The 14,118-nt window shown below is 52.6% G+C and carries 6 protein-coding genes; 2 read left to right on the top strand and 4 right to left on the bottom strand.

From position 1 onward, the window contains the following. Window positions 1–61: 61 nt before the first annotated feature. The 3 genes from D570_RS08385 to D570_RS0103230 all read right to left on the bottom strand — a co-directional run bounded on the left by D570_RS08385 (window position 62) and on the right by D570_RS0103230 (window position 4,268). Entirely contained in the window at window positions 62–1,228 is a 1,167-nt protein-coding gene (locus D570_RS08385) for a LacI family DNA-binding transcriptional regulator (RefSeq protein WP_018142967.1), read from the bottom strand. 18 nt (window positions 1,229–1,246) lie between these two features. Next, window positions 1,247–3,628, bottom strand: a complete 2,382-nt coding sequence (locus D570_RS0103235) for an alpha-galactosidase (RefSeq protein WP_018142966.1) — start codon at window positions 3,626–3,628, stop codon at window positions 1,247–1,249. 184 nt (window positions 3,629–3,812) lie between these two features. Beyond that, the gene (locus D570_RS0103230) at window positions 3,813–4,268 is read right to left on the bottom strand and encodes a nucleoside deaminase (protein WP_033376832.1); all 456 of its coding nucleotides are present in this window, start codon (window positions 4,266–4,268) and stop codon (window positions 3,813–3,815) included. 29 nt (window positions 4,269–4,297) lie between these two features. Here D570_RS0103230 and upp point away from each other — a divergent pair, with 29 nt between their 5' ends. Next, window positions 4,298–4,936, top strand: a complete 639-nt coding sequence (gene upp, locus D570_RS0103225) for a uracil phosphoribosyltransferase (protein WP_018142964.1) — start codon at window positions 4,298–4,300, stop codon at window positions 4,934–4,936. 151 nt (window positions 4,937–5,087) lie between these two features. Here the strand turns inward: upp and D570_RS0103220 are convergent, their stop codons facing one another. Then, window positions 5,088–12,353 (bottom strand): SpaA isopeptide-forming pilin-related protein, encoded by a 7,266-nt coding sequence (locus D570_RS0103220; RefSeq protein WP_018142963.1) that lies wholly within the window; start codon window positions 12,351–12,353, stop codon window positions 5,088–5,090. A 313-nt stretch (window positions 12,354–12,666) separates the two neighbouring features. Between D570_RS0103220 and D570_RS0103215 the strand changes: the two genes are divergently transcribed. After that, window positions 12,667–14,094 carry an L-serine ammonia-lyase gene (locus D570_RS0103215; RefSeq protein WP_026181829.1) on the top strand — a complete coding sequence of 476 codons (1,428 nt, stop codon included), beginning with the start codon at window positions 12,667–12,669 and terminating at the stop codon, window positions 14,092–14,094. Window positions 14,095–14,118 lie beyond the last annotated feature (24 nt).

Raw genomic sequence — 14,118 nt, 5'->3', positions numbered from 1 at the left:
AATAATATAAGGGCTTCCGATTGCGCTGAATCGGAAGCCCTTGAAGGCACTGCTGATGGATTTATTTATTGATATCCATACGCTTGGTTGTGTGCCGCTCCACAAATTCGAGTTTGACCGCATCGAAGCGATACGGCACGCCCTCAGAATTATCAGAAACGGAGAAGTAGTCCTGATGATCATTGGAAATCTTCTCACCGGACTGATCCGCGCTAATCTGCGTTTTTGACCGTTCGGCATGGGCATATCTTTCGATTTCCTGCATGGTATGCACCACCAAGCGGCGCGCGGTTTCATCTACATTTTGCACGATGGATGAAATTTGTTGACCCGCAAATTGCGTAATGTACGTACCGTCATAGGCGATGACTTGCAGATCCTCCGGGATGCGGATGCCGCGTTTCGTCGCCTCTTGGATCACCGCGGCGGCCGCCAAATCCGGCGCCACAATGGCATCCACATCCGCAAAATCGTCGAAAGCTCGCTGCGCAGAGCTCAAGAAGAGCGACAAATCCGACAGGTCCTCCACCGTAATGTAATCCGTCTCAATACCTGCGGTCAGTAGCTCATCCTCCATGACCAACTGATAGCGCACCGTAGGGAAGGAGCTGTCTGGCCGTGAACTCATTGCACGGGCATTGAGCAGCTCCACACCTCGGTCGCGGTCATGGAAACGCGTGCGCGGGCCGCCAATGTTGACCACATGCTGCACGCCCGTTTCGATGAGCTTTTGCGCCACGATACGCCCGCCAGAGACGTGGTCTGCACCCACGGTTGGGATGGAATCACACAGATAACGGTCAAAGCCCACAATGGGACGATGAATCGTTTCCCAGTACTCCTGGCTCAGCTGGGAATGCGAGCCCATAATCAGCGCATCGAGTGTATGCCTTTGCAGCATATCTACATACTGAGTTTCCCCCGTTTGCTGATCGGCTGTAGAACACAGCAGAGCTCGCATACCTTGCACGTCCAAGTAATGCTGAATTCTTGCCACAAGCGAGGCAAAGAAGGGGTGCTGGAGCGTAGGGATGATAACGCCCACCGTATTGGTGCGGCCTTTAGACAGGTTTTTCGCTAAATCGTTTGGAATGTAATTGAGTTCCTGCATCGCAGCGGTGACGAGTTCGCGCATTTTGTCCGAAACGTACCCGCTGTTATTGATAACCAGCGAAACTGTGCTTGTGGAGACGCCTGCTTTTTTCGCAACGTCACGTATTCCAACCATTGTGCCTTCACACCTTTTCTACAACGTTTCTACCGCGTCCACCTGGAATACAACGGCCTGTGCTGGGTGCAGTTGTGGTGGGCGAATGCCAAAGTTCTTCAATGCTGCACCGCTGAGTATAACACCCTCGGCATTCCACCACAGCAGCTCTGACTGACCATTCATTTCATGCACGGTCAGCTCGCGCTGGATATCTACAGGACGTACACGATACAGAGTGTGGTCATCGAGACCTGGTAAGCGCACTGGCAAGGCTGGGTAATGCACCGAGGTGCGCACCTGTGCGAAACGATACAAGGCTTTCGAGCCATCGAGGGCAATCACGCCATCGAGGCGGACATTGTCATCATTGTTATCCCCGTGCACGTTCACACCAAAGCCAGCCCATGGTCTGCTTTGCTTGTACAAATCCACCCACTGGGCCAAGGCATCCAGATCCTCCTGTGGCTGGCTATTGAGATCCCACTCGATGCCAAGATGCCCAAAGAGTGCAGTGGCCGCACGCATAGATAGTGACGTGGCGCGTTGAGTGGAGTGCGCTGGAGAGGCTCCGACGTGCTCGCCCATCATGCTTTCTGGCAGGAGTAGCGAGGTGTAGCGCTGGATATCCGCGCGCTCTACAGGATCTACGCAGTCGGAGGTCCAGATGCGGTCAGCACGCTCGAGGATACCCAAATCCACGCGACCACCGCCCGAGGAGCAGGATTCGATTTCTAAACCATCATGCTTAATTTTGAGCGCATCAAAGATGGCATACACAGCTTCGACCTGCTTGCGCTGCGTGGCTGCAAATCCATGAATTGGCGACCCCGGCTCGGTGACGAGCTTGTTGTGATCCCACTTGATATAGTCAATGCCAATTTCATCTACTAAGCGATCCATGGCGTCGAAGATATAGCGCAATGCCTCTGGATTAGACAGATCCACGACCTGCTGGAAGCGGCCTTGCATAGGCTTGCGAGCACTGTTTGGCGCCAGCAACCAGTCCGGATGCTGGCTTACCAGATCAGATACGATATTCGCCATTTCCGGCTCAAACCATAAGCCGAATTCCATACCTAAACCGTGCACATAATCCGCCAGCGGCTTGAGACCTTCCGGCCAGGCTTCTTCCGACACATACCAGTCACCCAAGCCCGAGGTATCATCGCGGCGGCTGCCAAACCAGCCATCATCCACAACGAAGCGCTCTACGCCGCACTGCGCCGCCTTGTCCGCAAGTCTCTTCAACGTATCAAAGTCATGATCAAAGTACACGGCCTCCCACGTATTCAAAATAACCGGGCGAGGCTTAGCACGGAAGTTTGGATGCAAGCTGGAAACGTAAGCATGGAAACGCTGTGCAACTGCATTGAGCCCCTCGCCGTACGAACCATACACCCATGGTGAAGTATAGGTATCCTGTGAGCCCGCAGTGAGCTGCACTTCGCCTGCATACAAATGCTCACCACCGCCAATGATTGGCAGGGTATACACGGTCTGTTCTACTGCCGTAATGGAATTTCCCGACCAACCCACATGCGTGGAATACACTTCACCATGCTCAAAATCAAAGCCGCGGGAGCCGATATTGAGCAGCAGCGTGGCATCAAAGTCTGGGCGGCCAATTTCCACCACGCGCTCAAAGCGGCCCATGGTGAGGTTTTGACGCTGTGGATGACGTTCGCGCAAGTGATGCCCGGCTGTGGTGAGGATTTCCTGAGCAATGGCTGGCACAGGATAGGACAGCTCCAACGTCTGCACGGACAGTACAGAATCTGGCGCCGCTGAGTCCATGTTAGACACTTGCGCCCGCTGACGCACCAAGCCACCGTTGAGAATTTGCATTTCCCAGACCAGTTTCACAGCCTGCTGAGCGTCTTCTGCCGTCACCACCACGTGTGGTACCTGAGCGAGGCCAGATGGATAGGTGGAGCTGGTTTCCTCCGCCTGTTGGAGTTCTTCCTCACTGAGACCAGAAAGCTGGCGTGCAAGATCAGATAAGCCATCGATAACCTTGCCTTCCACATTTGCCTGCACATCCGTCACCGTAAATTTGCAGAAAATTTCTTGACCATCGCGCGTCACCACAAAACGTGGCGCACCCGTCCATCCTTCTGCCTGTGTAGGCAAAACGGAAGGAAAGCTCGTATCATCCAAACCACCGGAAATGCGCTGTGGACGCAGAGCCGCGTACAGATGTGCTACGGAAGTATCGGGCTGTACTGAATGTGCTGACTGTGCAGGAGCGCTCTCCCAGGACTTGCCCCAGTACACTATGCGCGGGAGTTCGTTATCAAACACGGATAGGGTCACCGCCACGCCCGAGTTTTCCAAAGTATATATGGATTGCGTTTTACCATCCACAGGATCGCCGCTGTCTGCGTATACGTTGCGAGAAAGGGTGGAAGAATTTACCATCATTGGTCCTTACTTGTTGTGTCGCGCCTTTGAGTCGTTGTGAGCAGCCGTGGGCCATCATTGCCCCGTACCGCTTGTTTTAATTAGTTTACGGTATTTATTTTCCGTCTACAAGAAATTATATCGAACCGGTTGGGCAAAACGCCCAGCCAAACCAGAGAATTTTAAGAAATAGCCAGATTACTTATCGTTTCGTGCGGAAAAACTCCGTCAGCAGCTGTGCACACTCATACGCGCGAACTCCTGCAAACACCTCGGGCTGAAATCCCCCATGCGGATCGCGCGCTATATCCCACACTGAGCCCAAGGCACCCATTTTTTCGTCCCACGCACCAAAAACAATGCGTCCCATATGGGCGCTGACGGCCGCTCCTGCACACATAGGGCACGGCTCCAGCGTGACGACTAAGGTGCAGTTGTCAAACTTCCAGTCTCCTCTAAGCTGCGCAGCCTTACGCAGGACTTCCACTTCAGCATGCGCTAAAGGGTCTCCATGCGTCTCGCGCAGATTGTGGGCGGCGGCTATGACAGCACCATCTTCATCCAGTAGCACGGCTCCCACAGGAATTTCGTGGCTGTCTAGGGCTTGCTGTGCCTGCTCGAGAGCCACGCCCATAGCGTGTGAAAATGGCGAGTTCATACACCTAAGACTATGCTGAAAGTATGACTATGCATTTGACTGTTTTGGACCACCCTTTGGTCGCCCATAAGCTCACTGTTTTGCGTGATAAGAACACTCCTTCTAACACTTTCCGTGAACTTGTTTCTGAACTTGTCATGCTGGAAGCTTATGAAGCTACGCGCGATCTCACCGTGGAAGATGCGCCTATTGAAACCCCTGTAGCTCCTATGGTGGGCAAGAAACTGACGAAGCCTCGCCCTATGGTTGTGCCAATTTTGCGCGCTGGTTTGGGCATGCTTGGCGGCATGACCCGTCTGATTCCAACGGCTGAAGTGGGCTTCCTCGGTATGAAGCGCGACGAAAATACCTTGGATATCGTCACCTACGCAAACCGCTTGCCGGATGATTTGACGGGCCGTCAGGTCTTCGTCGTGGACCCTATGCTGGCAACCGGTGGCACATTGGTGGCCGCTATCGAGTATTTGAAGAAGCTCGGCGCTAAGGACGTTACTGCTATCTGCATTCTCGCCGCACCAGAAGGCTTGGAGCGCTTGGAGAAAGAAGTCGATCCTTCTATCGATTTCAAGCTTGTGGTCTGCGCTGAGGATGAGAAGCTCAACGAAAAGGCATACATCGTCCCTGGTTTGGGTGATGCGGGTGATCGTTTGTACGGTCTGGTGGACTAATTTTAGCCTCACTTTCTTTTCTCTAGCTCTGGCTTTCTGTGCTGTGTCAGCATGAGCTGCCAGAGCTTTTTTATGCCGTTTTTCTTACGGATAGACAAAGGGACGATAGTACAAAACACTATCGTCCCTTGAACAATGCATTTAGCGAGTCTTATCGCCGCGCATGCCTACCACCGCGCTTCCTCGATCCCGCGGCCGGTGCCATATCGGTGGAGGTACGCAAAAGCACACCACCAAAGGCGAGTCCCACACCGAGAAGCAACGCATAGACCACGTTCACACCCGTGCGAGCCAGCTTTTGCTCTGGAGTGTCCACGATAATTGGGTCATTCTTGATATCCCCTAGGTCTACGATTTCTCCGTTGGTCTGAATGTCAAACTTGCGCACCGCAGGATCCAGTATGTATCCGTCTGGAGCCTTTGTTTCTACCAGCGTATACATGCCGTATGGGAGGTTCTCAACGAGTATCGTGCCATCCTCAGCAGATGTGACTTCGGCGACGACCTGCGATGTGGCATCGCGTAACTCGAAGCGTGCGCCCGCTAGTGCCCAGCCCATGGCCGCATTAATCTTGCGCGCCTTGAGTGCACCGCGAATCTTGGCGTTGAGCACGTCACCCGCATCCACGGTCTTGCCATCTTCTGTGATGCTGATGTCGATTGGCTTCTCATCGAGGACGTAGCCTTCTGGAGCCGCGGTTTCTACGAGTTCGTAATCACCGTAGATGACGCCCTCGAAGGTAGCCACACCGTCTTCACCCGAGGTGGCCTCATACTGCGTCTCACCATCCTGCTGCAGCTCAAACTTCGCACCCGCCAAAGGCATCTCGTCATCCGCATCCTTCTTCGTCACAATCACCGCGCCGCGGATCTTGGCGTTGAGCACGTCACCCGCATCCACGGTCTTGCCGTTTTCACGCATGCTGACGAGTATGGATTTATCGTTTAGTACATAGCCTTCCGGCGCTTGGGTTTCTACCAATTGATAGTCGCCATAAATGACGTTTTCAAAGGTAGCTACCCCATCTTCGCCAGAACTGGCCTCATACTTCGTCTCACCATCCTGCTGGAGCTCAAACTTCGCACCCGCCAAAGGCGTCTCGTCATCCGCATCCTTCTTGGTTACTAGCACCGTGCCACGAATCTTCGTATTGTGGATATCACCAGCATTGATGGTTTCGCCGTCCTGTGCAACGGTGACGTTCAGAGACTCCGTGGAGAGGTTGTAGCCCACCGGCGCTTCAGTTTCCACCAGTGTGTACGTGCCGTAGAGCACCCGCTCGAAGGTGGCCACGCCGTCCTCGCCAGCAGTAGCCTCGTACAAGGTTTTGCCTTCACGTTGCAAAGCGAACTGTGCGCCTGCGAGTGGTGTTTGGTCGTCCGCATCCTTCTTGGTCACTGTAACGGTGCCGCGAATTCTTGCGTTCAGTACATCGCCCACCTCAACGGTTTGGGCATCTGTGTCGATGGTGACGTCGAAGCTCTCATCTGTGATGACATAGCCCTCAGCGGCCTTGGTTTCACGCAAGGTGTAGCGTCCGTACACTACATCGTTGAAGACTGCCAAGCCATCCGCACCACTGACCGCCTCGTATTTGGTTTCGCCATTTTGCTGCAATGCGAAGGTAACTCCAGCCAAAGGAGCATTGTTATCGTCCTTGTCCTTCTTTGCAACGATGACCGTGCCACGAATCTTGGCATTCTGTACGATGCCCGCCTCTACGGTCTCGCCATTCTCACGCACGCTCACCGCTATAGGTTCCTTGTTCAGGACATATCCTTCCGGCGCTACCGTTTCGACCAACTGATAGTCGCCGTAAATGACGTTTTCAAACGTAGCCACGCCATCGGCGCTAGAGGTTGCTACATACTTTGTTACCCCGTTGTACTGAAGCTCGAAGCGTGCTCCGCTCAGTGGCGTCTGATCATCCGCATCGACTTTCTTCACGGTGACAGTGCCACGAATCTTCGCATTTTCGACGCTTCCGGCATCTACGTTCTGCTGATGCTCGCGGACGCGGACCTGCCGCACCGTGTTATTGAGCACATAGCCTTCCGGCGCCTGAGTTTCCACGAGTTCATAATCACCGTAAATGACGCCTTCGAAGGTGGCTATGCCATCGGCACCAGAAGTCGCTTCGTACTTTGTTTCGTCGCCCTGTCGCAGCTCAAACTTCGCACCCGCCAGTGGTGCCTGATCATCCGCATCGACCTTCTTCACGGTTACGGTGCCGCGAATCTTCGCATTTTCGATGGTGCCCGCATTGACTGTTTCACCATCCTTGTCCACCTTTACATCCAGCTTCGTATCGGACAGCACATAGCCTTCCGGAGCCACAGTTTCTACAAGTTCATAGTTGCCATAAATGACATTCTCGAAGGTAGCCACACCATCGGCACCAGACGTAGCTTCATACTGCGTCTCGCCGCCTTGCTGAAGCTCAAACTTTGCACCCGCAAGTGGTTTCTGGTCTTCTGCATCCAGCTTCGTAACCTTGACAGTGCCACGAATCTTCGCATTTTCGATGGTGCCCGCATTGACTGTTTCACCATCCTTGTCTACCTTTACATCCAGCTTCGTATCGGACAGCACATAGCCTTCTGGAGCTTGCGTTTCTACAAGTTCATAGTTGCCGTAAACGACATTTTCAAAGGTAGCTACGCCGTTAGCCTCGGATGTAGCTGTGTACTTCGTTTCACCCGCTTGCTGCAGCGCAAACTTAGCGCCCGGCAGCGGTGCCTGGTCATCGGCATCCACCTTCATTACGGTGACCGTGCCGCGAATCTTGGCATTGGTAATGGTGCCCGCATTGACGGTGTCGCCGTTACCCTTCACCTGCACAGTCAGCGTCTGAGTGGACAGTACATAACCGGTAGGAGCCTTGGTTTCGACCACGATGTAGGTGCCATACAGCACGTCGCTAAACGTGGCTACGCCATGGTCGTCCGAGGTAGCTTCGTACTTCGTCACCCCATCTTGCTGAAGCGCGAACTTCGCTCCTGCCAGTGGCGTCTGATCATCCGCATCCACCTTTGTCACGGTGACCGTGCCGCGAATCTTCGTATTCGTTACGCTAAAGCCGTCCGTCATGTTGCCCGTTACTGCAGACCAATAGCCTTCTGGTTCCGGATCTTCAGCCACCGTGTACTGGATTTCCGTATTTGTCTCAGCATTATTGATGATGAGATTGGTAAACACGTCCGTCCAATTATTGGAGTCGTTGAGCGTGAGGTCTGCGACCTCATGGCCATCGATATCCTTAACCGGCTGGCCATCGGCGCGTAGTTTGATCGTCACAGGTGTCTTTTGAGCATCGGTTTCTGCCCAAGTCTTTGACACTGTGATGCGCCTGGTCTGCGTCAAGCCCACGTTCAAATCATTCGCCACAGCGCTCAGCGTGTTGACGGCCACGGAGGTGGCTGTATTCGCCGAATTTTCATCCGAGGTGAAGCGCATATCTGCACCTTGTGCCGTAAATCGACTGTACTTCTCCGTGTCCGGATTGGTAATCTTCACCGTGTACTGATCCAGACCACTGTCATCTTGAGCATCGTTTGCAGCTGCTGCCGCTCTCGACAGCGAAGCCAATGGCGAGTCCGGTAAAGCACTATTCGCCGCAAAACGGGATGCCAGCGCATTCGCCGTATCCGTGGATGCCGTTGGTTTGAGTAATCCATCGAATTGGTACTGACCGGCGGCGTCCGTCACGCGGGAATCCACGAGTTCTCCACGGTCGTTGTACAGCTCCACTTTTGCCCCCGCAATGCGCGGCTCAGCATCGGTGTCATCCATGACGCCATCGTAGTCCTTGTCGTACCAGACCGTACCGCCGATAGTGCCCGTGGCGATGACGATGCCTACGGGCTGTCCGTACGCCCACGTCTTACCGCTACCGAGATCGCGCAGATATGCCGATTTGTATACGTTCAGCAGACCGTTGACGGCATCCTTGTTTTCGCCTTCACGCACCATCAAATTGAACTTCATAGGCAGTGTCTGCTTCGAAGCAAAGACGGCATTATCTGGCGATACCACTTTGACGAAGTTCACCTGATCCCAGTCGCCCTGAGTCCATGAGGACGTGCCGCTTTGCTCTGTCCATTCGAAGTCGGCCCATTTCAGCTCATTTTGGGTCGGGGTAGCGTTCTTGGCGTAATACACCTTGTAGCCGTCTGGGATTTCAGAGCGGATACCGCCGTTGAGATACATATTGAACTTGAATGCGCCCTCTGGTTGCAGCCTGTTACCCCAATTCTGACCTGCTTTCGGCACCGGCCAGTAGCTTTCAAAGCCGTTCACATCCATAACCGTAGGGTTATTGGCAATCAAACGATAATCCACCGTGCTTTGCGCACCTACTACGGCCTTGCTTCGACCATCGTAGGTGACGTAACGGCTGTCTGGCTGTGAGGCCATTTTTGCGGAGGACCGCACGACTACATCGGTTGGGGCCTTAATAGTCAAGCTGCCGTATGCCAGACCAATCTTATCTTCCGTAGAGCCGTCGCCGTTCACATCCCACTTATCATTGGTAAATCCGTCACCGTATACAAGCTCTTCAGGCGTGTCCGTATCGTATTCGTACCACAGCATGCCTCTGAAGACGCCCGGCACATCTTTTTCTGGGTCCGATGTGTAGCTCACTTGCACGATAGGATATCCCATATACGCCCAGTAACTTTGATTTGTGGCGTAAGGAATCGTTGACGAGGCTTCACGCCAGAGCACACTCGGACCGAATGCACGAGATTCATAAATATCCTGCTGAGATGTCAGTACAGAGAAATCGAGTTTATACACCACTGCATTCGGGTATTCTGCCTTTAATGCTTCCGATGCAGGAACCTTATAAATCTTCGGTTGTGCTGCTTCATACTCGTTATTCGATTTACTGGTCAACCATGGCTTTGAGTTGTATGCACGATATTTCACGTGAATGGACATATCCGAACCATAAGGGCTAATCAAATAGGCTGCTTTATAGGTTTCGATGCCGTTTTTACTGCCGTCTCCCCATACAGGAGAGAAGTACGAGATGCCTCCATCCCTGAACTGATCACCGAGGTTTATTGTAAAGTCGCCACCATGCCAGCCACGCACTTCACCGTGACCTTCGATGTAACTCTTTCCCGTAAAGGCCGTAAAGGTATCACCAATAGTGACGTGATCAGCTGAGCGTCCTTCGTACCACAGATACTCGTTTTTTCCGTCCCCGTCAGGATCGCCCTCCTCTTGATGCCGCTTATTCCAGTTTGGTTCCTCTGCGCCCGTATTTTCAATGCGAATGCGCGTCTTAAACAAACTCGGATCATCACCCCACTTACCTTTTTCTATGTACGTGTTATTACGTACTACACCGAAGTAAGGGAAGCTTGCCGTTGGCGAGCCAAAGTTTTCGGTCGCATAATCGTTATTGTTGTAGCTCACCAAAGCCGTTTTCGCAGGAATGGTGTCAATCTTGTACTCAATATGCTTGATATAGATGCCTTCATGCGCACCTTCGCCGAGCAGGGTTTGTACGCGGAAACGCTGCGGAGGATTATCCAGCGTATATTCCTTCGTCGTATTGGTATTGCTATCCCACAAAACCGCTTTAAAATCCGTCACCTGGGTAGGTTGCAAGCCCAAGTATTCATGAGACAAGAACGGCAAAGCCTGACCGGTGACACCACCGACGCCCGTGTTATTTACATCGTAATCGATGATAATTGTCTTCGCGCGGGAGTCACCCGTACCACGATTGCCCACGGTAAAGTAACCGAAGGTGCGCTCCTGGGTGTGTTCATATCCCGGTGCACCCATATAGACGTTATTGTCTGCAATATAGCCTTCCCACAGCGGCCAGCCCTGAGGCTTCGTGTTACCTTGCCAGTACATTGTCGTGTTGACATACACGTCCTCTTGAGGAGGCGTAATTTCGTATCTTACCGTAGCGCGATTATTCGCATTGTATGGCAGATAGGAGCGTTCCTGATAAGGGTTGTAGAATTTGATGCCCACATCAATCTGTTTAATTTCTACAACCGTACCGGCTGGGAATTTATCGCTAGGGAAGCGCCACATAGGGTTGAAGCCGCGATTAACATCGGTATTCGTATATGAATTTGTGCGCTGCCACACATACAACTTTTGACCGTCTGGCACCACATAATCCTCGCCTGTGCTCAGGGTAAAGTGCTCACCAGCATCGATGGTTCTGAGATATTGCGTACCATCGCCGAATGCGCCGTTCTTCGTAGAGATGCCCAAATATTCCGCATCTGCAGGAGCCAGCATCGCCACATAATAGTCATCGAGCATGGCGCCACTGTTGTCGTTCAAGCCGGCGTTGTACGTCACGTCATCGCCCGTGCCCTTTGGCGAATCCGATGCAATTGCAATATTGCCGTTGTCGTTGAACATGTTGTTTATGCGGCGTTGCAGGCCAATAACGACCGCGCGTAGATTAGTAATAGTGAAATTCGTGCCAATCTTCGTTGAAACTTCTGTGCCATCTTCTTCTGTATAGCTTTGCGTGACAGACACAGCCTGTGGAATAGACGACATACCATCAGCATTAGCACCGCCGTTATCTTGTGACCATGAAACACGGATAGGCACATCGAAGGTTACTTCCTGAGTGCCATCTTGGAAGTCAAAGCTGAGCGTGCCGTCCTGGAAGTTTGCACCATAAAGCTTCGTATTCTTATCTTCGGCATGTGGTTGATCGCCCGGGTACGTAATACCGTTCTCCTTCAGCGCGAGGTACCAGCCAGCCGTGGTGTCAAAACTGTAATTCCCATACTGCACACCGTAATTGAGGCGCACCGCAATGCGCTTTTCAGAAGCCGCAGGGAAAACAGCGTGAATGCGCAGATAATAGGCAGCGTTACGCCCTGTAGTGAAATCGCCGAATGGGTCCGTTAGCTCCGCGCGTTGAGTGGCTTCCTGATTCCTATCACGCAGTGTCGCTTCAACAATAGGCTGTGCTTGAGCCTGCGCTCGGGCTTGCGGTGCACGCGCAGCAGGAGCTTGTGCTTCTGATTGCGAATCGGATTGCGTTGCTGCCTCGTCTTGGGCGTCACTGTCCTGAGTTGCCGCACCATCCTGTGTATACGTGGACGTAGAATCAGCAGAGTTGTCGGAATTGTCAGAATTATTGTCAGAGTTGTCTGCACTCGTACTCGCACTCGCATCGGAATCCAGCGCATCTGCAGCAGAATCCTGATTAATGGACTCAGTTCCTGCGCTATTATTCGTTGCTTGTCCATCCGATTCTAAAGCAGAATCCGACTGCGTTGTCGAATCAGGCTGCACGGAAGTCGTTGTTTGATTATTCGCAGAATCTTGCGTACTTTGCGCCGCAAAGGCACTTGATATTGGCAGAATCATGGAAACCGTCAAGGCCGCGCTGATGATAAGATTTCTCCACCTCATCTTGGATCCCCTTTTCTCTTTTGGTTTATGAGCTTCTCGCACTCATAGCCCTTTACCCTCTCAGTACTTCTATCCTATCAATGAGACATTCTGACATCTCCGCTTATTTCATCTTCTCAACTGGTATTTTTCGAGCATGATGAAATATTCTGAATTTAACGAAAAATTTTTGCAGTAATCCTCATAAAATTCCCTCCTTAACCCGACCGTTTTGCTCGGCGTGTGCAAGGCGGGAAAATGCACCCACATGCTTAAAATGAGTACGCCTCCATGAAAGGCAATGCGTATCCATCGAATCACAGGGAAGGCTCTCATGCTCAGTGTTTTTGATATGTTTTCCATTGGCATTGGGCCATCATCCTCGCATACCGTGGGACCTATGCGGGCAGCCTATGATTTTATTTCCACATTGCGCGATGCTCAACTTGTGCACGACGTGGCGCGCATTCATGTGAAACTGTATGGTTCTTTGTCGCAAACGGGGTTGGGACATGGCACGGATCGCGCCATTGTAGCCGGTCTCCTTGGGCACACACCAGAAGATGTCAATCCTCAGATTGTGCTGAATGCTTTGGATGAGTGCGATCAGGCCGGTCAGTTGCTCGTAGGCGGCACTCATGCCATCGCATTTTCGCGCTCTGACATCGAATTCGAACGCTGGGAGAAGTTGGCATATCACCCTAATGGCATGACGATTACGGCTTTTAATGCGGCTCAGGAAATTCTGCTAAAAGACACGGCGTTTTCGGTGGGTGGCGGTTTCGTCGTCCACGAAAAAGACATCGAGGCTCTCGAGAGTGAATCCAACTCCAGCCCCGTACACGCGCAAGAAGCCATTCCATACCCCTTCTCTACGGGCAACGAACTCGTCGCCTTGTGTGAGGAAACGGGCTTAAGTATGTGCGACATCATGTGGGCAAACGAAACGGCTCTCCGCCCGGCCGAAGAAGTGCGCGCGTACCTGTTGCGCATCTGGCATACCATGCAAGGCTGCATTGAGTCGGGCTGCCGCTCTACGGAAGAAATTTTGCCAGGCGGTCTCAATGTGCGCCGGCGTGCGCCACAACTGTATAAGAAGTTCGCACAAACCGACTTTGATATTTTTGCTACCGATGCAGCCGCACACCGTCCTCTTGCGCATCCCACACACGATAAAAGCTCCTGGGTAGATCTCTTTGCACTGGCCGTTAACGAAGAAAATGCCGGTGGCGGACGCATCGTTACCGCTCCTACGAATGGCTCTGCTGGCATCATCCCAGCCGTTTTGAGCTACTACTGGTGGTTTGTGGATGGCGCAAACGAGGAGGGCATTATTAAATTCTTGCTCACGGCTAGCGCCATTGGTTATCTTTTTAAAAGCAATGCGTCTATTTCCGGCGCGGAAGTGGGTTGCCAAGGCGAGGTGGGCTCGGCCAGCTCCATGGCAGCGGCTGGACTGTGCGAAGTGCTGGGCGGTACGCCTGCGCAAGTGGAAAATGCGGCGGAAATTGGCATCGAGCATCATTTAGGCCTCACCTGCGATCCTATTGCAGGACTGGTGCAAATTCCATGCATCGAACGCAATGCTCTGGCCTCAAATACGGCGATTAACGCGGCTCATATGGCACTGCTTTCCGATGGTTCACACATTGTTTCTTTGGATAATGCCATTCGCACGATGAAAGAAACGGGCGATGACATGATGAGCAAATACAAAGAGACCTCACAAGGAGGTCTCGCTGTCAATGTGGTCGAGTGCTAAGTCGTAGCGTACTCGCTAGCTCGT

Source organism: Alloscardovia criceti DSM 17774, from assembly GCF_000376885.1.
In the GTDB taxonomy this organism is placed as follows: domain Bacteria; phylum Actinomycetota; class Actinomycetes; order Actinomycetales; family Bifidobacteriaceae; genus Alloscardovia; species Alloscardovia criceti.
This window is presented reverse-complemented; position numbering and strand designations above follow the sequence as displayed.